This is a genomic window from Methanooceanicella nereidis (genome assembly GCF_021023085.1).
Lineage (GTDB): Archaea > Halobacteriota > Methanocellia > Methanocellales > Methanocellaceae > Methanooceanicella > Methanooceanicella nereidis.
Genome location: NZ_PGCK01000001.1, coordinates 22945 through 45033, shown reverse-complemented (window position 1 = coordinate 45033; position 22089 = coordinate 22945). Strand labels below are relative to the sequence as shown.

The window sequence follows — 22089 nt, the reverse complement described above, 5'->3', positions numbered from 1 at the left end:
TTAAGTTATCTGCCGGGAAGGGATAGGTCAGGAAACGCCTGTAAACTTTATCCCACCGATGATGGCTGAAAACGATTTTTGTTTATTTAATAATACAGAAATCTTTATATCGAACTACAAACACATAAAACCAGCAGTTACTTTCACAGGAGGATATTTAATGGCACAGCAAGCAGGACCGGTTTATGTAATGCGCGAAGGAAGCCAGTTGACTCGTGGCAATGAAGCGCAGTCCTACAATATTTTAGCGGCGATGGCTGTCGCAGGCTCAGTGGTCACCACATTAGGCCCGAAAGGCATGGACAAGATGCTCGTCGACTCGACGGGCGACATAGTCGTGACCAACGACGGCGTTACCATCCTTAGAAAGATGGACATCGAGCACCCGGCAGCAAAGATGATGGTCGAGGTAGCCAAGACGCAGGATTCCGAGGTGGGCGACGGCACCACGACGGCAGTAGTTATCGCGGGAGAGCTTTTAAGGCAGGCAGGCTTGCTCGGAGAGCAGGGTATCCATCAGAGCAGCATTATAAAGGGATATAATATGGCGGCGGAAAAGTCGCTTGAGCTGCTTAAGACAATGGCCATTAAAATTTCGGACAAGGACAAGGACATGCTCCTCAAGATAGCGGAGACGGCCATGACCGGTAAAGATACCGAGAATGCCAGGGAGTTCCTTGCAGATCTTGTCGTAAAGTCCGTAGGGTCGACCCTTGAGAAGGATGCCAGCGGCAAATACTATGTCGAGAGAAATAACCTCGTCATGGAAAAGAAGACCGGCGGAGATGTTACCGAGTCCGAGATCATCGAAGGCGTCCTTATCGATAAGGGAAGGGTAAACTTCCAGATGCCCGAAAGGCTCGAGAACGTCAAAGTCCTTGCGCTAGATATAGGGATAGAGGCAAAGGACACAGAGTTCGACGCGGAGTTCAGGATCAAGACGCCGGGGCAGTTCAAGATGTTCGCCGACGCGGAAGACAAACAGATCAAGGACCAGGTCGATGTCATAGCAAAGCTCGGCGTTAAGGCCGTGTTCACCACCAAGGCCATCGATGACCTTGCACAGCATTACATGGCAAAGTATGGCATAATTGGCTTAAGGAGGCTTAAGGAGTCTGACGTCAGGCGTGTGGCGAAGGCTACGGGCGGAAACGTCGTGACCAGCCTCGAGGACATCAGCCCGAAGGACCTGGGTGTCGCAGGCCTCATAGAAGAAAAGATCGTGGGCGACGACGAGATGGTCTTTATCACTAAATGCAAGGATAAAAAGATCACCTCCGTGATCCTCAGGGGATCTTCATCCCACATACTTGACGAGTATGAGAGAGGCATTGACGACGGGCTCAGGGCTGTCCAGACCGCATTAAAAGAGGGGCTTGTGGTCCCGGGCGGAGCCGCACCGGAGATCGAACTGTCGCTTCGCTTAAAGCAGTACTCTGCGAAGGTCAGCGGCAAGGAACAGCTTGCCATTGAAGCTTTCGCTACCTCGCTTGAGGTCATACCGAAGGCCCTTGCGTCTAACGCAGGATTAAACCCCATCGACATGATAATAGCCCTTAAGAGCAAGCACGAGGGTAAAAATGGCAAGAACTATGGCCTTAACGTCTTCTCCGGAGAGGCTGTGGATATGATCAAGATGGGCGTGATCGAGCCGATGAAGGTCAAGACACAGGCGATCATCAGTTCCACCGAGGCAGCGACCATGATCCTGAGGATCGACGATATACTGGCCGCGACCCAGGTAAAGCCACCCGGATCGCCGCAGTGATCCATTTGACGGGTGTTCATTGCAACACCCTTAAAATTTTATTTTTCAACATTTGAGCTCTTTATGCCATTAACCTATACCTATATTAGTAAGAACTTACACATTATTACAGGTCGAACCTTAAACAGGAGCGCATAATATGCTAAAAAATTTGAAGTTAATACTGGCCACTTTAATCTGTATTGCTTTAGTATCTTCATTATGCGGCTGCACTAAGATCGAAGAGCAGCCTGTAGAAAAAGAGAAACTATTGCCGCAAGAAGTGGTCACGAACTTCTGGAATGCCCTTGACACGGGTGATTATAAGGACGCATACACTCTCATATATCACCAGGTCGAAGGCATGGACGAACAGTCTTGGATCGATGAACACGAGGCATGGTGGGGAGAGAACGGCAGCAACTTAAAGATATTCAACTTCACAGTTGTCGGGAATTATACGCTGCCTGAAAATACTTTCGAAGGTAACTTCACCGAGGCAAGATCGGTGACGGTTAATGCGACCGTAGCATATAGCGGACATGTTTCGTCCGGTATATCGCAGTTCGTCGTGGTCAACACGAGCGACGGCTGGAAGCTATACGGCAATTATTAATTTTTTTATTTTTATCCGTATAGCAAAATTGTTATTTTTCTTCTTTTTAACTAATGTAAAATATTCTAATGCTGAGTAGAATATTGCACAGGTCCCTCTTTACATAAGGCTGATTTTCAATTCAGAAAAGCTACATTATTATCCACTATTTTTCACCACGAAGCGCGCAAAGGCGAAAAAGGTCCACAATTTTATGAATGTATATGCTAATCTTCAAAAAAGTCCTTTGTGAACCCTCAAGCCCTTAGCGTCCTTCGTGGTGGAAACTGGTGGTCCTTGTTCGCCTTCGTGTGCTTCTATGAAAAAACTTTTTGAAAGTTTCGATTAAAACCGGCCACAAAACACAATATAGGCTATTGACCACAAAATGATCTTTTCATCCTTAAAACCTGAGCAAAACACCGCTCATCAAAGATTTCGTGGTGAAAATATCATGTCTTTAGCCTATCCTTGGGACAGATATAAAAGCATAATTCTATGAATTTATGTTACTAACTACTCTAATATTTTAAAGTCGTCAATATCCTATCATATCAAGATAGCTGTCAAGGTTCAGTAAAAAGTCGTTCAGCATATGTGACGGTACGAAGACGCATCCGTTCTCGATCATGAGATTATCGTCAAGCCATGTCACTATGATGGGTATGGACCTGACGTCGAACGCTTCCTCATGTGCGACGCATCTATCGTAATGCTTTTTTGCCTCGGTCTTCAGGGAAGAGGACCTGTGCCTGCCCCTTCCGTATTTTTTACAGTCTATACACAGGCACAGGTCATTCCTGAGACCGACGACGTCGATCTGATAGCCCCTTTCCGGCGTCTTGAACACCTTACGGAACTTCACAACGAAGTCGTGGTGGGATAATACATCCCTTATATACTCCTCGAACTCTTGCCACGAGAGTTCGTCCATATCTTTTTCCATTGGTCCTACAGGTTCTTACAGGATGTCAAGTTTTTCGGCAAGGCTTGCCGTCGTATATCTTTTATCCTCGTAGATCTCCTTATCGTCAACTACCTGGCGCTCCAGCGTTGTCATCGCTATGTGGAACGCGCCGTCAGCTCCCCACGACTCGCCGCGTGCGCTGTAGAAGTGCTTGTCAGTCTTCAGCCTGAGCTTACAGATCACAAGAGGCGTTCCGCGGAAGGTTTCCTTATACTGCTTAAAGTATACGTTTATATTTCCGTGGCCAAGGAACTTCTCGAATTTCTTTACAAAGCTTCCAAGCGATGTTGCCATGTATTGCTGATCATAGTCGACAATGTTGCTGCTGGTCATCTGCACCGTGAAGTTCGGTATCTCGGTCTTCGCGAGTGTCGCAAGTGCCAGCAATACGTCCGTCCTTGTTACGATACCTTTTATCTTGCCGTCATATATCACAAGACCCTGGATGTCCTTCTTAAGCATGACATCCACTGCCTCTTTTATGGTCGCGTCCGGCTTTACTGTGATGACGCTTTCTGTCATCATATCCTTGATCAGGATCTTTCTTGTCGGTAAGGTCTCAACACCTATGCAGCCTTCGCTAAAGTCAGTCTTATTAGGCTTGATGAGATGCAGCATGTCATGCATGGTGACTATGCCTGCCAGCTTGCCGTTCGATATTACGGGCACTCTTGAGATGCCCTCCTCCCTGAACACGTTTATAAGCTTTCCGACATTATCTTCAACATCGAGCGTTATTACGTCTCCGCTCATAATGCTTGAGACCGGTTTTTTGCCAAAGTCGCCCTCTGTCGCGAGAGACAATAAGCTTTCGTTCGTGACCACGCCTACGATCTTTTTATCGAACACAGGCAATTGCTTTAGCTGGTTCTCGACCATTAATCTGGCCGCTTCGTAAATGGTGGTCTCCGGGGTAATTTTCGGTGTCTTTTTAACGAGCCCGTGTATTCCTGTCTTTAAGTTCTTTATAGAGCGAACGATCGACTTCTCGGTTAACATCCCCGCATATTCCTTGCCGTCGAACACTAACACCGATGGGTGGTTCGTATTCGTGAATAGTGGCAATACTTCCTGGAGTGTTGCCTTTATGTCGATACACTCGAACTTATTCGTGGTAATTTCTGAGACGTTCATATGTCTTACCCCTTGAAGTCCATCCGGACTTCACGTTCGTCTATATGTAAATGAATGTTCATAATCATTTCGGGTTCGGCTGATATGAGAAGGTTTTTTTAATTTGAGGTACATACATTTAATATCTATATTTTTTGAGCGCTCAGGATACGATTGGCAGTCAAATCAAGAAAATATATTAGCGAGAAGCGTGCAAGTAATATCTGGCAGGACAATAACATGGCTGACAGGACAAACCCGGGTTCAGGCGAGCTTGAGATGAAAAGCTGGCTAAAAAAACTGAAGGAGAACCAGGAGCGAAAAAGAGAGGAAAGACTCAGGAGATACAACGATCTTGTCTCAAAGTTCATCATACTCCTGATAGCGGTATGTATAGTTTGTCTCATCGCAGTTATGGCATTGTTCGTTCAGAACGACCAGCTTAAAAAAGAGAACGATAAGCTCTTTTTGGAAAACGGGACAAATTACAACATGACCATGTTGCAGATAGAGTATCTTGAGTCGGAAAATAAAAAACTAAAGGATTTTATCCTCTATAACCGCACTCCGAATGTCGAGCATACATTGATCATCGACCCTGATAATCCTAAAGTGAGTAAGATAATATTCACCACGAACAAGGTGCGCGTCGAGTTCGTCGACGGCAAGGTCGAGGAAAGGCATTTCCTGGATTATACCCTTAACATATAAGCCACGGATGAAAAATAGGGCTTATTTTCAGGTGATTGCCTGCTAAAAAAATACTTTATCATTTTATGCATATCGACGTATGTTTATCCGTCAGCGATATTTTTCGTAGTGTTTTGATTTCTTCGCATGTTTATTGTAAACTGATAGTGTTCTGATTGCGAAGCCCGGAAATTTTTCATCGATCAAGCTAACCACAAAGGCAACTAAGGACCACCAGTTTCCACCACAAAGCGCACAAAGGCGAATAAGGTCCACAAATTTTTTTAAGTATATGATAGCCTTCTAAAAAAGTCCTTTGTGCACCCTTGTGTCCCTTAGTGCGCTTCGTGGTTGGAAACCGTGTCCCCAGTCGCCTTTGTTCGCTTTGTGGTCAATATGCGCTCGCAACAAGAATGCAGGCTGAATGTGTAGAAAGTCAAAAAACCAATAGCTACAAAGATCTTGGATCTTTGATACTATTCTAATAAACCTTTCATATGCTCGTATGCGGCCTGTGTCGCGACTCTTCCCCTGGGCGTCCTGTTTACGAAGCCTATCTGTATAAGGAAAGGCTCGTAGACATCCTCGATAGTGTTGGATTCCTCGCTGACCGTCACTGCCAGCGCCTCGACACCGACCGGTCCGCCGCTGTAGTCCTTTATAATGGTCTTCAGTATCCTTCTATCCATATTATCCAGGCCAAGCCTGTCCACATCAAGCCGGTTAAGCGCGTCATTGGCTGTCTCTTTATCTATGACTTTCTTATTGTCGACGTTCGCGAAGTCCCGCACCCTTCTCATAAGCCTGTTAGCTATACGCGGGGTACCTCGAGAGCGTTTGGCGATCTCCATGGCACCGTCTTCGGTCATCTCCACTCCAAGGATCTTTGCCGACCTATCGATTATGGTCTTAATGTCCCGGGGCTCGTAAAAGTCGAACCTTAGCGACACTCCGAACCTGTCCCTTAACGGAGATGTCAACAAGCCCGCCCTGGTCGTCGCGCCGACGAGCGTGAACTTAGGCAGTTCGAGCCTTATGGAGCGCGCACTGGGGCCTTTTCCGATAATGATGTCTATCTCGAAATCTTCCATCGCCGGGTACAGCACTTCTTCAATGACGTGGCTGAGCCTGTGGATCTCGTCGATGAATATGACGTCCCCTTCCTTTAGATTGGTCAATATGGCGGCAAGGTCTCCGGGCCTTTCAATGGCCGGGCCTGATGTCAAACGTATGTTGGCCCCCATCTCTCTTGCGATGATATGGGCAAGGGTTGTCTTTCCCAGCCCCGGCGGACCGTATAGTAACACGTGGTCCAGATTCTCTCCTCTATTCTTCGCGGCCTCGATGAATACCTTTAAATTCTCCTTGATCTTTTGCTGCCCTATGAAATCATCCAGTGTCCTCGGGCGAATGCCCTCGACTATCATCTCCCCGTGGTCATCCTCAGTGATTTCCGGGGATATGAGCCGCTTCTCTTTCTCCGCCTTTTTTGCATTTTCCTTATCTGTTACGTTGATCATAGATACCTTAATGATACTTTTATTAGGTCTTCAACTTTTGGCATTGCTGCGAAGGTCTCTCTCCCCTTCAACACTGCCGATGTCGCTACCTGCCTGCTGTACCCGAGCGCTATCAGTGCATCGATCGCATCATCAGATACGTCATCAGCCTTAAGTCTCTTCTCATGCTTAAGCAGGCACATCTCCGCTACTTTATCCTTTAGCTCGACTATGAGCCTTTGTGCGGTCTTTTTACCTATGCCGTTCACGCGGGTCAGCGTCTTCAGGTCCTCGGACACGATCGCTTCCGCCAGGTCCGGGACAGAGATGCTCGACATTATGCTCAGGGCTACCTTCGGGCCTATGCCGGATACCGTCTTTATCAACAGCTGGAAAAATTCCTTGTCCTCAAGAGCGGTGAAGCCATAAAGCGTAAAGCCGTCCTCTTCCCTGAAATGTGTGTGGACGAAGATCTTGCACCTGCTGCCTTCTTCCGGAAGCTGTTCGAACAGGTGGGACGGGATAAATATCTCGTATCCTACGCCGTTCACATCGATCACGATGCTCTCGTCAGACCTGCTGTCCAGTATGCCTTCGATATGCGCTATCATATTTGCCTCTTTAACATCTCCGCGGAGTTCGCATGGCATATGGCCACGGCCAGCGCGTCCGCGGTATCGTCAGGTTTCGGTATCTCCTTTAATCGTAAAAGGCTGGTCACCATCGCCTGGACCTGTTGCTTGCTCGCCCTTCCGTAACCTGCGACTGACTGTTTTACCTGTAACGGTGTATATTCGGCGACATCAAGGCCTGAATTTACGGCGGCCAGGACTATGACCCCTCTCGCATGACTGGCTATGATGGCTGTCTTTGCGTTCTTATTAAAAAATAATTCTTCCACCGCAACAATATCAGGCTGATATTCGTCGATTACCTTTATGAGGTCATCGTATAAAATCTTTAGGCGGGACGGCATAGGGGTGCCGCTTTCAGTCGATATGTGGCCGTAACTTCCGGCACGTATGCCGTTCTTGTCACTTTCCACAATGCCAAATCCTGTCAGCGCTATGCCCGGGTCGATCCCTAATATCCTCATTTTTTCTCCTGCTTCGCAACCCTTTGAATACTTATCTATATTAGACCAGCAAATTTATTAGTAATATTAGAAGTATAGACTATGAATATATTGTGGGGCGAATCGTAGAGAAATTAAACATTATTATAAATAAATGTGATGGCTTATGATATTCCCTAATCCCCGGGCTCCTCGCAAAAGGGTAGATGTTTTGATCGACAGGATTAACACCGGGAGATGTGATGATCTTTCTCTGACGGAGCTAAAGCAGATCATCGATGACACTCACGATCGCAATGAGATCGAGCGGCTGTCGGAAATTTTTTTAAAGAATATCGAAGAGTCAAATAACATCCTCGTTCTCACATATTCCATAAAATCGCTGATGTTCCTGCTTCCTTTACCTCCTGAAAAAGAGGAGATCGTCATAACGCAGCTAGTATCCATTTTAAAGGTACAGCTGAACAGCTCACATAAAATGCTGCAGGACGCTATAACTAAGTTCCTTTTATACATGATCGTCTCAAAGGTGGATAATGCCCGGTTCATGATGCCCGAATTGATCTCCTGCCTTGACGACAGGTATGGCACCATAGGAACTAACGCATATGACGCTTTAAAGATCATAGCCGCAAAAAAGCCGGAATATTTTGAGTATTACTCAGGCGCCCTGATAAAGCTTCTTGGCAGCATTAACAAATCGACCAGGGCGGAGACAGCAAGGCTGGTCGGGATAATCGCAAGGACTCACCCGGAATATGTTGAAAAAGCCTTGCCGACACTGGAATATCTGTCCAACTTTTACCCGGACTCCCATGTAAAGCGAATTGCATCGGAAGCGTACCAGACGCTTTCTTTAAAGCTTAATGAGGCTGAAGAAAAGGCATGGCCAAAAGAGCGGTCCAAGGCAAATATGCAGTCTGATTCCGCCGGCGTAGGCCTGGCGGATCTATTGAGGCGGAAAGGTTCCGAGACCGTCAATATCCCTGAGACTCCATCACCATCTAATGTTAAAAGTAATATCAATGAGCCGAATAAAAGCTATGGCGGTATACCCGGTATCACTGTGGATAAACAGTCGGCGTCATTGCTGGGCATCGACACGGAAATAAATGACATCGACCTCGAGCTTAAAGAGCTAATGGAAAAAGTAAAAGATGATTTTTCATTAAACGCGGAGAGCATTCTGGATTCAATAGGCATGGGCCATATGTCCGGAAGCACGATGAAAGAGATCATGGAGAAAAATTGCTTTGCAGTTAATGAAAACCCGGAAAAGTTCCTGGATGCGATGGATATACCCTCTGAATTGTTCCCCTCGCAGGAAATCCCGGTTAAGGAAGAGATCAAAGAGCCTGAAAAGATCACTACGGACATAAAGTGCAATTTCCCCCCGGAAAATCCTGCGATAACGGAAAATAATGCCGACAGCACGGCATCTCCTGTCAATAAGTTCTGGTTCAAACCGCCCGAGAAGACGGCGGAGAAGCCCGATAAAGACACTGTCCCGCAGGTTACGGCGGCCGAAGAAAAAACCGATGAAAAGGAAGTCGAAACGACTCCGTCAAGCATTTTGGCCAGGATGAAATATAACCCTGCAGATGGAGATCTGCCGGAGGAACTTAAGAAACCCGGCGAAACTCCTGCTACGGGTCTTGATAGCCTTAATGCGATCGGCCCGATCTTCACAGAGATATCAGCAGGCTCTCCGGAAAATATGCCTGCCAACGCATTGAATACGGTCCAGGCAAATGCTCCGGTCCCTGCGAAGGATAAACGCTCTTCTATAGTGCTGCCTGTTAATTATACGTCGAAGTCGGCAGGCATTAAAAGCGTTAATCATCCCATAAAACCGATCATTGCTCCGTTAAAAGTAAAAAAGAAAGAAATTCCCGAAGTCGAAAAAATAGACGCCGGCAAGACCGGGCTCGACGGATCAATGGCATCGCCAGTTATCGAAAAAACTATCGTAAAAGATCCGCTCCCGTCTAATGATGATGTTAAGTTTCCGGCTGCAGACATGTTAAAGTCTCCTGAAAACGGCGATAAGAAAGAAGAAAGTCTTGACAGCGATATGATATACTGTCCGACATGCAATACCGTGTTACCCTCGGGAGCGCAATTCTGTATATCCTGCGGCACAAGGGTAAAAGAAAAGCAAAGGATCAAATGTGAAAATTGCGGGACGCCTAATATGCCTCACGCAAGGTTCTGCATGAACTGCGGCAGCGCTTTCAAAACGGATAATCTAATAAAGGGGCATTACGACATTTGATCTCACTTTTTATAATGGTCCGGAAGACTCCTGGTCGGTTAAGGCACTTGGAGCTATTTTTTAAATAAATCGGTTTTTATCATCCTTTCCGGATATGCATTTTCATCTCAATACCTTAATGGATCTCTCATAGACTTCAACTCTCCCTTTTCAAAGGAAAGCTGACGCTCATCGAATTATCTTTTCAGGCATAGGCTTTTTGTAGTTAAGATAAAAATGATACAATATCCAGTTCATAAATAAAACTATGGGCCCGCAGGAAACACTATTAAGTTATGAGCTATCCCCTGACGTAGATAAGTAAAATTAAAACAGGGCATCAAATCTGTTCATGCAAATTTGATGCATATCCAGGACTGCAGTTTTATTTTTGAATTATGAACATTCCTGTGTGCAATGAACCGGCTTCCTCATCGGAGAGCTTAGTGACCTCGACATCATCGCTTATGATGGCACTGTTGCCAAGAGGGTCCTCCATTATCAAAGTGAATTCCGCATGACCTTCTTTTGCGTCCTTTAATGTGTTCAGGAAATTCTCGGCGCGTTCGCACTCTTCTGAGGTTTCAGCCCATTTTAATGCCATGCTGACGACAGTCTCAAGGCGGTCAATGACACCTTCAATGTTCGAGATGTACGCTTCAGATGCCGGTCCCGGCTCGATGTTAACCCCCCATTCGGGGATCCTGATAGTGCCTGAAGTGGATCTGATGACCCTGACATACATGTCCCTTTCATTGTTGACACGTTTTATATGTCTGAGCGGCTCTCTCTGGCTTAATATCAGAGTATCGGCATACTTGAACCCGCAGCTGCATACGCTGCTTATCTCGATCACATCACCAAAATATGGGATATTATCCTGGTTCCAGCGCATTTCCAGGGGATTATTGCAAATCGGGCAATTTGATGCCCCCGTTATATTGACCATGTTTGATGTATCTGTATTATCTGATCCAACGTTATTCATTTTTATCCTGGATTAAATTATATTTACTTCGCTGTAAACTTTGTCCTGTCGATCTTGATGGACATTGGCGTGACGATGATCTGGTTCTCACCGAGTCCGGCGATGTCGCCGTTAACGTCTATGGCTACCTGTTTCAGGTCCTTGAGCGCACGGTCCCTCGTCAGGCTGTCGCCCTTGATAGGGGTGATGTCGACTATAACGATGTTGCCGTTGTAAATCTCTCTCTTTAACTCCGGTATCTGGGCCAGGCTGGTAAGTTCAGCCACTCTGACATATGTCTCTGCCGGGCCCTCGCCTATCGCCTGTTCATATTCTGAAAGGTCGATCTCGGTGTACTCTTCTGCTTCCGCTGCCGGTTTGTTACCGAATATTTTATCCATAAATCCCTTGCTACCCATCTTGATACCTCTAGATACCTGATATGTAATAACTTTCCGTGATAATTAGTTTATCGGTACCTTGTGACTAAAGGTGCTATACTTCAAGGTTCCATATCCTGTCCCCGACATAATGCACAGACTTGACAGCTTTTCCTCTATTGCCCATCATGGCATCCGCGTTTACCAGAGCCCTGCCTACAGCGATAGGTTTCCCATGCACTTCATCACAGATTATCACGAGGTCGCCTCTACGTATTGACGTATCGACATCCACGATCCCGGGGCTCATCACGTCCGCGCCTTTAGCCACGAACTTAACGGCTCCCATATCCACGACGACACGCTTCTTTTTTGGCTTCATCCTGAGCGCCCCTCTTACAGTCGGGAATACCATTTCCGATACTGAAAAAAGCAATGGTTCTCCATTGACCAGTATGAAATCCTGCTCCTCATCCGTTTCCGCTATCTCGAACGTTTTTCCAGCGAAAACAGCATCGGCGCTCTCGCCAAAATTCGCTCTTAAATTTTCAAGGATTTTTTTTACGGCATCCTCTCTCAAATGATGTCTACCCTTGATCCTCAATGACCTTTCCTCACTAACTTTATTTAGAGTTCTCAATCTGTATATTGCTTTTATTTATAATACTTTTGCTGATTCTATACTAAAAAACGTATCTTTTAAGCTAAAGTATCTTTTAAGACTATGGGTTATCTGGTCCATTGACGTTACTACGGCAAATCATTATTTACCAAATTCGCATATTTCAAATTCTTGTATAAATACATTCAGCATAAAGCGATGTTATTTCGAAATAATTTTATCTATTATCAGATAGTAGATTAATTGTAGCGGCGACGAGCCGTCCTTGGCGATAAGTATAAATATGCTTTGTGAGATTTAAACACAGTAATATTCTTTACTTGATAGGTATTTATTGGAGGAAATTTATGAGCCAGAGACCCCTAGATGTTTTAAATGAAGCTTTAAATTCCCCTGTAATCGTAAGATTAAAGGGTGGAAGAGAGTTCAGGGGAGAATTACAGGGATATGACATGCACATGAACCTGGTTCTCGACAATGCAGAGGAACTCAGGGAAAATGAAGCATCGAAGAAGCTTGGTACTATCATAGTGCGCGGCGATACGGTGGTTTACGTTTCACCGTAATATCTATAAACAATGACATGCAGTATACACGCGAAAAGGTGAATCACAATGACAAAAGGAACTCCATCACAGGGTAAGCGCCAGAAGAGAGTGCACACAGTGTGCAGAAGGTGCGGTAAAGTATCATTTAACTTTAACAAGAAAGTCTGCGCAGCTTGCGGTTTTGGCAGGTCGTCAAAACTCAACAAGTGGGGCTGGCACAGCCATCTGGCAAGACAGACCTGGTAAATGGTCTAATGATCGGGAGTGAAAGTCTCAGACTTTCACCACGATAACAATGCTGTCCAAAAATAAGTGACAGCCGAAAAGGCTATATCTAAAAACACAAAGGTGTACTTGTGAAAGACAAGTGTGGCGTAGTCGGTGTCTGGTTCGATGAAAACAAGAACAGGGATGCTGCTGCCATTTACATCTATTATGCACTTCAAGCCCTTCAACATCGTGGCCAGGAGTCGTCCGGCATTGCCGTATCGAACGGTACCAGCATACTCTCGGATAAGGGTATGGGCCTTGTCACAGACTATTTTAACAGGGATCGTTTACAGAAGCTTGCAGGATATGCAGGCATAGGCCACGTGCGATATTCTACGACAGGGGGCTCCCGCGCGGAGAACTGTCAGCCTTTTATGGTAAGCTATAAGAACGGCACGCTTGCCATTGCCCATAACGGCAATCTGGTGAACTATCGCGAGCTTAAAAAGGAACTTGAAGCTGACGGACGGATATTCATCTCCGATTCCGATACCGAGGTCATCGCCCATCTGCTTGTAAAGCAATTGCTAAAAAATGATCTTGAGACCGCTGTCCGGGAGACCATGAAAAAGCTCGTGGGGTCTTATTCTCTGGTCATACTCGTGGACGGCAAGGTCATAGGCGTCCGCGACCCGCTTGGATTTAAGCCTTTATGCATCGGCCATATAGACAACGGCTATGTTCTGGCGTCCGAGAGCGCGGCAATTGACACGCTCAACGGGGAACTCATCAGGGATGTCGCGCCCGGGGAAATGGTCATACTTAACGATCGAATAGAAAGCTACCGGCTGTGCAGGGCAAAGAACCACGCCCATTGCATGTTCGAGTTCGTGTATTTCGCAAGGCCGGACTCTATACTTGACGGCAGGCTCGTGTATAATGTCAGGCATCGTATAGGCGAGGTCCTGGCAGAGGAATGCCCGACAAAGGCGGATATAGTATCCCCTGTCCCTGACTCGGGTATCACGTCCGCAATAGGCTATTCGAACGCTTCCAGCGTAAATTATTCCGAGTGCCTGATAAAGAACAGGTACGTAGGCAGGACGTTCATCATGCCAAGCCAGGAATTAAGGGAAACTGCCGTACGTTTAAAGCTCAACACCGTCAGGTCCAACATTGAGGGTAAAAGTATCATTCTCATCGATGACAGTATCGTCCGCGGCACGACGTCGCGCCGTATCATCGACCTTATCAGGAGGGGCGGCGCAAAAGAGGTCCATGCCAGGATAGGAAGCCCGCCGATCATATCACCCTGCTACCTCGGCATCGATATGGCGACAAGGGAAGAGCTCATCGCCGCGTATAAATCCGTCAAGGGCGTTGAGTTCATGATAGGTGCAGATTCATTATACTACATTTCGCTGGACGGCCTTGTAAAGGCCATAGGCATCAATAAAGAGGATCTTTGCACAGGATGCTTGACGGGCGTTTACCCGGTGGAAATACCTGGCGAAGCGTGCGAGGATAAACAGACGAGGCTGACCAATTTCATTAATGAATGAGGTACTGGCGCTAATTATCTTATTTTTTCCTTTATTATACGTCTTCTTCTCTCTTTAACTTTAATTACCTGTTAATTTATATTTTTATATTAAATTATAAAAATTATTAATAAAATTTTTTATAAAAATATGACGAGGTGTATACTATGGTACCGACCGTACAGGAAGCATGCGAACCAGGAGAAGAAGTATTTAAATTGCCTAAGATGTCCGAAGAAGAGGTAAAGGAGATGTTAAGGTCCTGCAGGATATGCAGGATGGCGCTGAATGATGATCCGCAGCCATATATCATTCCTCTTGATTATGTTTTCATTAACGATAAGATATATTTCCACTTTGCCAACTATGGCAGGAAAGTGGACCTGTTCAATAAAAACCCCAATGTCTGCGTGGAGATAGACAAATATAATGAAGACATCACCGACTATAAGAGCGTCACGTTGATGGGCAGGCTGTCACTCGTCAGGGACACTAAGGAAAAAGAGGAAGCGTCTGAAGCTCTTCTGGCTTCGATAGGTTCCCGGGGAGGGAAAGAAAAAGTTGCTGCACGCCACGGCTTTGAATGTATGGATAAAAAGACGCTGTCATCTAAAGAATCCTTACTCTTAAGGCTTGACGTCCGGGACTACATAGCATTAAAGTCGCCATGATCAGGGTCAGAGCTCCGATCCTTATCATCATCTTTTTTTAATTTTATCATTCAATTCCTGATCACTTTCAAAACTCTTTTTAACCCGAAGCAATATTATATCTACATTACACCCTGTATTATCAGTTAATGTTTTGATAGTGAATTTATGTTGTATTGGGAGGAATATAATGGGCGCAAAAAAATCTGAAAAAAAGGAAAATGCAAACGATAAGGTCATACTTGTACAAATTGCCGATCATTTTCTTCAGTCTTTGATAAAAGAGGATGTCAACGCTTTTGCAGAGTCCGGGCTGCTTTCCGAGGTCCTGGTATATAAATTATCGACGGTGGCTTATCCGCTGATGCAAAAGAGCGTTACTGACATCGCAGAAGAGCTGGAACAAAATAACAACGTCAGCGTACTTAAGAAAGTCGGCGGCATCACGCAGGCTAAGAGGATCACTTTCAGGACGACTGACCAGTATAACGCGTTCGTGGCGCTGTTCTTCCGCGTTCTTGAAAACAATCCCGGGCTATCAAAGTCCTGCAAGAATGAGGAGGATTTCGAGAGGTTCATGCTTCTGTCAATATATGAGTTCAAGGAGAGGCTGGATAAATTCGCGGAAGAGATCGCAAAGGAAAAGACCAAACTGGAATATGAACACCGCCTTTACATTAAAAGGAGAGGCAATCCCGCTCTCTCGGAAATACCTACATATGCCGATTTCATAGACGAGCGCTTTGAGGGTATCCTCAGTTAAGCGGATCACCGGCCATAACGGTCGGCCATCTTTTTTTATATGTACGATTTTTAAAATACCATAACGTGTGTCATAAATAATTCTGCGGTGATTTTTTATAAGCGCCTTTTGTATTAGCTCACCGGTAGATCCCCTTGCTGTCGACGATCCCCGCTCTTATGTCCGCATACAGCATTAAAGATCACTATTTCAATACTTAAAAAAGGACATTTATATCAACAACAACCGGCACACAGCAATAAGTCGGCCTTTTAATTATAGCAGGTCAGGATCTTAAACTTTATGAAAAACAACGTTTACGGGGCTATCGGGCAGGGTTCCGGTTATCCCGCCCGATATGCCCCTATCAACGTCGATATAGGCCTTATTTGTTTAGAGTCCGGAGACTTTGCTTTATAGTAGCTCCCTACTTTAAGCCATTTTAGACGCCTGCGATCCGCGTTTGCTTTTTAGACGTGTCTCCCCACGTATGCGCTTTAGAGTCCTGCACGGACTTTGCTTTTTACGGGTGATCGCCCTCACCGAAGCAGTTTAAACTCGACTTCCGAGTATGGGGTTTATCCTTCCTCATGAAAGGGTGGCGTTTATGAGGTCCGCCGCGTTGACCCGGCTTTATACCATCTCCCTGGTGCCCGGTTTATGGCTCCCGGGTCGGAGCTGCGGGTTTATTGATGTCTGCCGCAAGACATTTGCTTTAAGGCATCTCCCTGCCTGCCAGGCATCATGCCGTGACTATAATGTAATGTTTTTGGGGTATTGCCGATTTTATAAATGCCAGTGATCTATATCTCTATCTTCTTGAAATCCGTTATACCTCTTTCAAGTCCGTGAAATTCGTCATCTGACAGCTCTATCTCGTCCTTAACCTTCCTTAGCTCTTCGGAGAGCTGCCTCATCCTCACGTACATGAGAAATATGACGGTTACGCTCATGAACCATCCAAAGCTTATGAATAAAAGCAACATTTCATATTCCATGTTTAACTCCTCTCGGCAGGATATTTTTACGGTATATCGATGTCATTCCTATTCTGAATGGCTTTTAAGCAAACCCCACAATTCATTGCTAAAATACCGTATATTAACCCTAAATTTAGTTTTAGTCTATTTATAAGTTTTGTTTCAATTTTCTAATTAGATTTGGCTTATGATTTGATATCTCTAAACTATTTTTCATAAAAAAGAAAACAACCAAAATTATTATATTGCCAGCCCTTGAATAGAATCATATATCTACCGGCATGTACATTAAAAGTGCATACTAAAGGGGGATCATCCTGGCAGAAATAGGCTTGCTATCCGTTACGGACATCATCGATAAAAGATTCGTTCCGATGTTCCCGTTCAAAGACTTTAATCGCATGCAATCGAGAGCCGTGCCTGTCATATTGAATTCCGACGGTAACGTCGTCGTATCGGCACCGACCGCGAGCGGTAAGACCGTCCTGGCAGAAGCAGCTATGGTAAAAGAGCTTGGCAAAGCCGATAAGGGTAAAGTGCTTTTTATAGCTCCTCTCAGGGCGCTTACGAACGAAAAGGAATCAGAATGGAAGCATGTGCTCGGAAGCCTTGGATTTAAGGTATACGTCGTTACAGGTGAAAGAGAGCTTTCGCCTTTTGAGGCAAAGTCTGCGGACGTGATCATCACCACGCCTGAAAAATGGGATTCCGCCACCAGAAAATACCGGCAGGAGCGCTATTCTTTCGTCAAGGACGTCGCTTTGGTCATCATAGACGAGGTGCATCTGCTCGATTCAGACAGCAGGGGAGGGGCCCTTGAAGCCGTGATAAGCAGGATGAAACGTATCAGCTCGTTCATGAAACAGCCTTTGCGTATAGTCGCATTGAGCGCCACTATGCCTAACATCGGCGATGTCGCAAAGTGGGTTGGGGCTTCGGAAGAGAATACACTTACTTTTGATAATTCTTACAGGCCAGTCGAACTGGACACGTCAGTCATCCCCTATAGCCCGAAAGATAACGAGTTCCTTAATAAGTATATCCGGCTGTACAAAGCCTACGACCTTATCAAAGATGAACTTGCGGCCGGGCATCAGGCTTTGATATTCGTATCGACGAGGCAGGATACCTATCAGGCGACAGAGAAGCTTTGCGAGATCATGCGTAAGAATAGCGCCCCGTATTTTTTGATCCCGCCTGAGATGAGAAGGCTGCAGGAAATAAAGTCCAGGGTCAGCAACCCTTCTTTAAAAAAATGCATATCGTGCGGGACTGCTTTCCACCACGCAGGCCTGCCGTCCGAAGATAAGACCGCTGTTGAGAACGCTTTTCGCGAAGGGTGCATCAAGATACTTGTTTCGACTTCTACGCTGGCATGGGGTGTCAACCTTCCTGCCCGAGTTGTCGTGATCAGGGATACCGAGATGTATGACCCGATAGCGGGAACGAAGGACATCAGCCCTATCGATCTTCTGCAGATGCTCGGGAGAGCAGGCCGCCCCGGATACGATACACGGGGTAAAGGCCTTGTTATCGTGCCTTATTCCCGGTTAGGCGCGTACAGGGATCTCCTTAAAAGCGGAAAGTCCATAGAGTCCGTCTTAAAGTATAATCTGGCCGAGCACCTGAACGCCGAGATCGCCGTGGGCATGGTCAAGAACGTGATCGAGGCGGCGGATTGGCTGAAGACGACCTTTTTATACGTCAGGTCAAAGACCGATCCAGTGACGTATGGTATTACAGACATAGACCGTATGATCTCGACGAAAATAGATTACCTTGTCAGGAACGGCTTTGTGAACGAGGACGATGGCGTCCTTTCCGCTACGCCTCTTGGTGTAATGACCTCCGACTTTTATCTCAGGCTGGAGACATCTCTCCTGTTTAAGGAATGCGCACGCAGGGAAAGGCTATCCACAGACGAGGTGCTGGATATCATCTCAAGGGCGGCAGAGTTCAGCGACGTTGCCACCAGGCCCGGCGAATCAGGCTCAGTCAAGTCTCTGGCAGGCATGGATCTCGGCCCGGGAGGCATCGCTAAAGTGCGCGCTATCCTGAACGGGTATATAAACAGGGACGTGCCCGACGAATTAAAGTCGGACGCATGGGCTATCAAGCAGAACGCCTCCAGGCTGTTAAGCGCGTTCGCACGGTTCTGCGAAGAATATTCCAGCCCTGTGCTTTCACGTAAAGTGAAGATGGTGTCAGTCCAGATAGACAAGGGAGTCACTGAAGAGGCAGTATCGCTAGCATCCGTTCCCGGCGTCGGCGATCGCAGCCTGGACATTTTATTCAAGGGCGGAATAGGCTCGCTCAGGGATGCCGCAGAAAAAAAGCCAGAGGACTTAATAAGGATGGGCATAAGGGGAAGCCTTGCCATCGACATCGTCGAGACGGCAAGGAAACTACCAGGGATCTCGGTCGACTTTTCGGGCATATCCCGGAATTTCGCGCAGGGAAACAGGGAGTCTGAACTATCTCTGATAAATTCCGGAGGCGCAGGCACTATCGGAGTGTCGGTCAAAGCCGAAGGTATGACGATATGCGAAGAAAAAATGTACATCGGCGCGGGAGACAATAAGAAAGTACCGGTCAGATTACCTGCGGGGGACGGCCCGGTGCATATCAAGGTATCTGTCGATTACACCGACGCCATGTTGCCGGTAGACGAATGGAAAACGACATTGGGAGCCGCCACCGATAAGGCTCCGAACAAAACGGTAGACATGGAAGGTGTTGTTAACATGCGTCAGAACACATATTATGTTATCGCAGGAGAGGCCTGCGTCGAGTATACCGGTAAGACCGAAGACCTGTACGAAGGAAATGCCATAGTGCTGATAAAGCCGGACTCAACGGTCGTGGTCCATGGAGATTCCGGCGTTAAACCGCGGAACTATATGGGACAGGCCAGGATCAGCCAGTTCAGCTTTAACCCCGCCAATAACGTGAGGATAGTCGCGGAAAATGGCGAAGAGAAGCTATCAATATCATTCAGGCAGGTAGCGCTTATCAATACACCGTTTGAGGACGGTAATGCTAAATTTTCGGAAAATGGTCCCGGAGATAAAAGCAAGCCAAAAGAGAGCGTCAAAAGTCCCGCATCAAAAAGGGCGGGACCGGCGATTAAGCCGGAGCTATCGGGGATCGATGTAGATATCGAGAAAGCTTTAAGGGCTCTCCGGACCTCGCTTTCAAAGGAGATGAACTCGCCTCCGTATACGATATTTAACGATAGGACCATCTACGACCTTATCGCTAAAAAGCCTAAAAATAAAGAGGAGCTTTTAGGCATATATGGTATCGGCCAGTCAAGGGTGGACAAGTTCGGGGACGCTATACTTTCCGCGTTAGATCCCGAAAAGGTACCTTAGCTCCGATATATAATAAAGGCCGAGTAATACCAGCACTATGCCTGCCAGCCTTCTGACGATCATGGAGTATTTTGAAGCGGCCCTCACCCTTCCCGATAGTATGTTCGACATGTAGGCGATGCCCAGCATCGGGACTCCGAGGCCTGCCGAATATACCATAAGCAGGGATGCTCCGTAAAGTGTCTCTCCCTGCTGTGCCACTATGACCAGGATCGATGCCAGTATGGGGCCGATGCATGGCATCCATACTATCCCGAGGCTTATGCCCAGAAGTACGCCTCCGATCAGGCCCGCTTCCTCCGCCGATGATAGCGATACCCTTGAAAAAGGCACTTTTTGCCACATGCGGAGTATAAGGTTCTCGACAGGCTCCAATAAAAGATATAAGCCCATGATCAGTATGAAGATGCCCGATAAGAACTTGATATAATCAATATAGTATATGAATATCGAGCCAAAAACCGCTGATACTATTCCCAAAGTCGTAAAAGTCAAAGTCAGTCCAAAAACTATAGCCAGCGGAGTAAGCTTATTGTTATGTGTCGAATATGCCAGTACTCCCGGTAACAGGGGAAGCACACACGGAGACGTTATGCTCACCACGCCGGCTATAAATGCCCACACGAAATCTACAGTTTCCAATCTACTATCCTCTCATGTTTACCGCCGCATCGAGAGCCGTCTTTAATGTATCTTTTTGTGTCAGTCCTCTGAACCTTGAATCGTTGATGTTCCCGGAAGCCTTACCGTCCTTTCCGACGTAGGTGTATTCTCCGTTCTCCTTCTTTGCTATGATGTTCATCTGCGGCACGCCGGACACAAGAAATGTTCTCGCAATATCCCTGTTTTGGTTCGCATCGATGAACATGAAGGTCACTTTTCCGGAATATTCCCCCGCAAGCTCTTCTGTCATGGGGCGCTGCTGTTTACAGTACCCGCACTCCTGGGTCTCGAACTCGAGGAATACCGGCCCGGACTTCAAAGCCTCATCGATGTCGGCCATCGTTACCTTCGACTTTAACACGGGCTGTTGCATAGACTGTGACGAAACGATGCCGGCAAAGGCCATCATACAAATTACGACTGATACGGCCAGTATTGTAGTTTTTGTTTTTATCATCAAAGATTTGTAGGTTTTTATTTTATAATCTTTTTGTAATAGAAATATTGGATTATAGTTGAAAAAATTGTAGTATATCATCGTCATTTTTTGAAGATCGTATCGTAATATGCTTATTTTCATTCAAATGATGGATTGATCTTAAAGATAGATCGATTACCCGATTTGCGCTTTAGTCTTCATATCCTTTTAAAATCAAAGTCATAAAAAATTTGCAGTTAGACCGATCATATGATCATCTATAAGGATTTGATAGTTTCCAGATATCCAGTCCACAAATGGTTCGGCATGAATGTTATTCTATAGAAAATGCCCGGCATATTGTTTCCATGTATCATGTGTGCCTAAGTTAAAACACCGCTTACGAGAGTTTTTAGTGTGTCCGGTATTTTATCCCTGTTAGCTTCTGTCACCTCAATGATAATGGTGTCCTCCCTGTTCTTGATCTCCTTCGAAAATTCATTATCCTTCTTCATTATGACGCCCATCACAGGCTTATCGGAGTCCAGTGCCTTTATCACAATGTCTTTGAAATTTTCCGACATAAGCTCCATCCTGCCTATCTCATCAATCATTATTAGCGTTTTATTTTTCATTGCGTCCTTGATGAGGTCGACGGCGAACGTGTCCATTACTCCCATATCCAGGCCGTACGGTCCAACCCTGTGGCCGCTCTTTAAGCCTTTTAATGCGAGGACTTTCCTCTCATTCGAAAGCGATACTATCTCGAACCCTTTCCTTTCTCTGCCTGTGCGCATCTCCTCAGTATAGAATCCTCCAGGATCCGTATCCAATGATCTTATGGCGGATATTATAGCAGTGGTTTTTCCGATTCCCGGTCTTCCTGTCAATAGAAAATTTTTTACGCGGCTCATAGACTTAAGTTCACCTGTATGAATATAAATTATTTGGTTTATACGTAATTAACGGGAAGATATTTATTATTATAAGATAAGAATAAATTCCTGATATACTGAAAGATCAAAAATATGTCAGGAGATAGAATATCAGTGCC

Annotated in this window: 22 protein-coding genes; 10 read left to right on the top strand and 12 right to left on the bottom strand. The window is 46.0% G+C overall.

Annotated elements, in window-relative coordinates; genetic code table 11:
• Window positions 1–160: 160 nt before the first annotated feature.
• Together thsA and CUJ83_RS00245 are read left to right on the top strand one after the other, a co-directional pair.
• Entirely contained in the window at window positions 161–1768 is a 1608-nt protein-coding gene (gene thsA / locus CUJ83_RS00250) for a thermosome subunit alpha (protein ID WP_230739207.1), read from the top strand.
• A gap of 139 nt (window positions 1769–1907) precedes the next feature.
• The gene (locus tag CUJ83_RS00245; RefSeq protein ID WP_230739204.1) at window positions 1908–2363 is read left to right on the top strand and encodes a hypothetical protein; all 456 of its coding nucleotides are present in this window, start codon (window positions 1908–1910) and stop codon (window positions 2361–2363) included.
• Window positions 2364–2880: 517 nt separating this feature from the next.
• On the opposite strand, the gene CUJ83_RS00240 is transcribed toward CUJ83_RS00245, so the two are convergent.
• Window positions 2881–3276: a restriction endonuclease gene (locus CUJ83_RS00240; RefSeq protein ID WP_230739202.1), complete on the bottom strand. Its 396-nt coding sequence runs from the start codon at window positions 3274–3276 to the stop codon at window positions 2881–2883.
• 27 nt (window positions 3277–3303) lie between these two features.
• On the bottom strand, window positions 3304–4443 hold the full coding sequence (locus CUJ83_RS00235) for a CBS domain-containing protein (protein WP_230739199.1): 1140 nt from the start codon (window positions 4441–4443) through the stop codon (window positions 3304–3306).
• A 153-nt stretch (window positions 4444–4596) separates the two neighbouring features.
• Between CUJ83_RS00235 and CUJ83_RS00230 the strand changes: the two genes are divergently transcribed.
• Window positions 4597–5133 (top strand): hypothetical protein, encoded by a 537-nt coding sequence (locus tag CUJ83_RS00230; protein ID WP_230739196.1) that lies wholly within the window; start codon window positions 4597–4599, stop codon window positions 5131–5133.
• Between the two features lie 455 nt (window positions 5134–5588).
• Here the strand turns inward: CUJ83_RS00230 and ruvB are convergent, their stop codons facing one another.
• The 3 genes from ruvB to ruvC are packed head-to-tail and all read right to left on the bottom strand — an operon-like array spanning window position 5589 to window position 7707.
• Complete coding sequence (gene ruvB / locus CUJ83_RS00225) at window positions 5589–6632, bottom strand: Holliday junction branch migration DNA helicase RuvB (RefSeq protein WP_230739194.1); 1044 nt, start codon at window positions 6630–6632, stop codon at window positions 5589–5591.
• Window positions 6629–7261 carry a Holliday junction branch migration protein RuvA gene (gene ruvA / locus CUJ83_RS00220; RefSeq protein WP_230739185.1) on the bottom strand — a complete coding sequence of 211 codons (633 nt, stop codon included), beginning with the start codon at window positions 7259–7261 and terminating at the stop codon, window positions 6629–6631. Before ruvA ends, ruvB begins: the two co-directional genes overlap by 4 nt.
• Window positions 7219–7707 carry a crossover junction endodeoxyribonuclease RuvC gene (gene ruvC, locus CUJ83_RS00215; protein ID WP_230739183.1) on the bottom strand — a complete coding sequence of 163 codons (489 nt, stop codon included), beginning with the start codon at window positions 7705–7707 and terminating at the stop codon, window positions 7219–7221. Before ruvC ends, ruvA begins: the two co-directional genes overlap by 43 nt.
• 190 nt (window positions 7708–7897) lie before the next feature.
• Here ruvC and CUJ83_RS00210 point away from each other — a divergent pair, with 190 nt between their 5' ends.
• Window positions 7898–9961: a zinc-ribbon domain-containing protein gene (locus CUJ83_RS00210; RefSeq protein ID WP_230739179.1), complete on the top strand. Its 2064-nt coding sequence runs from the start codon at window positions 7898–7900 to the stop codon at window positions 9959–9961.
• 364 nt (window positions 9962–10325) lie between these two features.
• Here CUJ83_RS00210 and CUJ83_RS00205 read toward each other — a convergent pair whose 3' ends face one another.
• The 3 genes from CUJ83_RS00205 to CUJ83_RS00195 all read right to left on the bottom strand — a co-directional run bounded on the left by CUJ83_RS00205 (window position 10326) and on the right by CUJ83_RS00195 (window position 11891).
• On the bottom strand, window positions 10326–10889 hold the full coding sequence (locus CUJ83_RS00205; protein WP_230739177.1) for a ZPR1 zinc finger domain-containing protein: 564 nt from the start codon (window positions 10887–10889) through the stop codon (window positions 10326–10328).
• 62 nt (window positions 10890–10951) lie between these two features.
• On the bottom strand, window positions 10952–11326 hold the full coding sequence (locus tag CUJ83_RS00200) for a cell division protein SepF (protein WP_230739174.1): 375 nt from the start codon (window positions 11324–11326) through the stop codon (window positions 10952–10954).
• A 76-nt stretch (window positions 11327–11402) separates the two neighbouring features.
• The gene (locus CUJ83_RS00195) at window positions 11403–11891 is read right to left on the bottom strand and encodes an RNA-binding protein (protein WP_230739172.1); all 489 of its coding nucleotides are present in this window, start codon (window positions 11889–11891) and stop codon (window positions 11403–11405) included.
• A gap of 365 nt (window positions 11892–12256) precedes the next feature.
• Between CUJ83_RS00195 and CUJ83_RS00190 the strand changes: the two genes are divergently transcribed.
• From CUJ83_RS00190 to CUJ83_RS00170, 5 genes are all read left to right on the top strand, one after another.
• Window positions 12257–12475: an LSm family protein gene (locus CUJ83_RS00190; protein ID WP_230739170.1), complete on the top strand. Its 219-nt coding sequence runs from the start codon at window positions 12257–12259 to the stop codon at window positions 12473–12475.
• Between the two features lie 48 nt (window positions 12476–12523).
• Window positions 12524–12703: a 50S ribosomal protein L37e gene (locus CUJ83_RS00185; RefSeq protein WP_230739167.1), complete on the top strand. Its 180-nt coding sequence runs from the start codon at window positions 12524–12526 to the stop codon at window positions 12701–12703.
• 110 nt (window positions 12704–12813) lie between these two features.
• Window positions 12814–14229 (top strand): amidophosphoribosyltransferase, encoded by a 1416-nt coding sequence (purF, locus tag CUJ83_RS00180; RefSeq protein ID WP_230739164.1) that lies wholly within the window; start codon window positions 12814–12816, stop codon window positions 14227–14229.
• Between the two features lie 146 nt (window positions 14230–14375).
• A complete protein-coding gene (locus CUJ83_RS00175) occupies window positions 14376–14879 on the top strand; it encodes a pyridoxamine 5'-phosphate oxidase family protein (protein ID WP_230739162.1) in 504 nt (167 codons plus the stop codon).
• A 169-nt stretch (window positions 14880–15048) separates the two neighbouring features.
• Complete coding sequence (locus CUJ83_RS00170) at window positions 15049–15621, top strand: hypothetical protein (protein WP_230739160.1); 573 nt, start codon at window positions 15049–15051, stop codon at window positions 15619–15621.
• A gap of 782 nt (window positions 15622–16403) precedes the next feature.
• On the opposite strand, the gene CUJ83_RS00165 is transcribed toward CUJ83_RS00170, so the two are convergent.
• The gene (locus CUJ83_RS00165; RefSeq protein ID WP_230739157.1) at window positions 16404–16598 is read right to left on the bottom strand and encodes a hypothetical protein; all 195 of its coding nucleotides are present in this window, start codon (window positions 16596–16598) and stop codon (window positions 16404–16406) included.
• A gap of 314 nt (window positions 16599–16912) precedes the next feature.
• Between CUJ83_RS00165 and CUJ83_RS00160 the strand changes: the two genes are divergently transcribed.
• On the top strand, window positions 16913–19954 hold the full coding sequence (locus CUJ83_RS00160; RefSeq protein WP_230739155.1) for a DEAD/DEAH box helicase: 3042 nt from the start codon (window positions 16913–16915) through the stop codon (window positions 19952–19954).
• Here the strand turns inward: CUJ83_RS00160 and CUJ83_RS00155 are convergent.
• From CUJ83_RS00155 to CUJ83_RS00145, 3 genes are all read right to left on the bottom strand, one after another.
• Window positions 19931–20596: a cytochrome c biogenesis CcdA family protein gene (locus CUJ83_RS00155; protein WP_230739153.1), complete on the bottom strand. Its 666-nt coding sequence runs from the start codon at window positions 20594–20596 to the stop codon at window positions 19931–19933. The two genes, CUJ83_RS00160 and CUJ83_RS00155, sit on opposite strands and share 24 nt — an antisense overlap.
• Window positions 20597–20600: 4 nt before the next feature.
• The gene (locus CUJ83_RS00150; RefSeq protein WP_230739150.1) at window positions 20601–21074 is read right to left on the bottom strand and encodes a thioredoxin family protein; all 474 of its coding nucleotides are present in this window, start codon (window positions 21072–21074) and stop codon (window positions 20601–20603) included.
• A 344-nt stretch (window positions 21075–21418) separates the two neighbouring features.
• The gene (locus tag CUJ83_RS00145; protein WP_230739149.1) at window positions 21419–21949 is read right to left on the bottom strand and encodes a nucleoside-triphosphatase; all 531 of its coding nucleotides are present in this window, start codon (window positions 21947–21949) and stop codon (window positions 21419–21421) included.
• Between the last annotated feature and the right edge of the window lie 140 nt (window positions 21950–22089).

What these genes read in the sequence shown, in the direction of transcription:
- thsA (WP_230739207.1), top strand. Translation starts at nt 161, where the DNA reads ATGGCACAGCAAGCAGGACCGGTTTATGTAATGCGCGAAGGAAGCCAG.
- CUJ83_RS00245 (WP_230739204.1), top strand. Translation starts at nt 1,908, where the DNA reads ATGCTAAAAAATTTGAAGTTAATACTGGCCACTTTAATCTGTATTGCT.
- CUJ83_RS00240 (WP_230739202.1), bottom strand. Translation starts at nt 3,276, where the DNA reads ATGGACGAACTCTCGTGGCAAGAGTTCGAGGAGTATATAAGGGATGTA.
- CUJ83_RS00235 (WP_230739199.1), bottom strand. Translation starts at nt 4,443, where the DNA reads ATGAACGTCTCAGAAATTACCACGAATAAGTTCGAGTGTATCGACATA.
- ruvB (WP_230739194.1), bottom strand. Translation starts at nt 6,632, where the DNA reads ATGATCAACGTAACAGATAAGGAAAATGCAAAAAAGGCGGAGAAAGAG.
- ruvA (WP_230739185.1), bottom strand. Translation starts at nt 7,261, where the DNA reads ATGCCATGCGAACTCCGCGGAGATGTTAAAGAGGCAAATATGATAGCG.
- ruvC (WP_230739183.1), bottom strand. Translation starts at nt 7,707, where the DNA reads ATGAGGATATTAGGGATCGACCCGGGCATAGCGCTGACAGGATTTGGC.
- CUJ83_RS00205 (WP_230739177.1), bottom strand. Translation starts at nt 10,889, where the DNA reads ATGGTCAATATAACGGGGGCATCAAATTGCCCGATTTGCAATAATCCC.
- CUJ83_RS00200 (WP_230739174.1), bottom strand. Translation starts at nt 11,326, where the DNA reads ATGGGTAGCAAGGGATTTATGGATAAAATATTCGGTAACAAACCGGCA.
- CUJ83_RS00190 (WP_230739170.1), top strand. Translation starts at nt 12,257, where the DNA reads ATGAGCCAGAGACCCCTAGATGTTTTAAATGAAGCTTTAAATTCCCCT.
- CUJ83_RS00185 (WP_230739167.1), top strand. Translation starts at nt 12,524, where the DNA reads ATGACAAAAGGAACTCCATCACAGGGTAAGCGCCAGAAGAGAGTGCAC.
- CUJ83_RS00175 (WP_230739162.1), top strand. Translation starts at nt 14,376, where the DNA reads ATGGTACCGACCGTACAGGAAGCATGCGAACCAGGAGAAGAAGTATTT.
- CUJ83_RS00170 (WP_230739160.1), top strand. Translation starts at nt 15,049, where the DNA reads ATGGGCGCAAAAAAATCTGAAAAAAAGGAAAATGCAAACGATAAGGTC.
- CUJ83_RS00165 (WP_230739157.1), bottom strand. Translation starts at nt 16,598, where the DNA reads ATGGAATATGAAATGTTGCTTTTATTCATAAGCTTTGGATGGTTCATG.
- CUJ83_RS00150 (WP_230739150.1), bottom strand. Translation starts at nt 21,074, where the DNA reads ATGATAAAAACAAAAACTACAATACTGGCCGTATCAGTCGTAATTTGT.
- CUJ83_RS00145 (WP_230739149.1), bottom strand. Translation starts at nt 21,949, where the DNA reads ATGAGCCGCGTAAAAAATTTTCTATTGACAGGAAGACCGGGAATCGGA.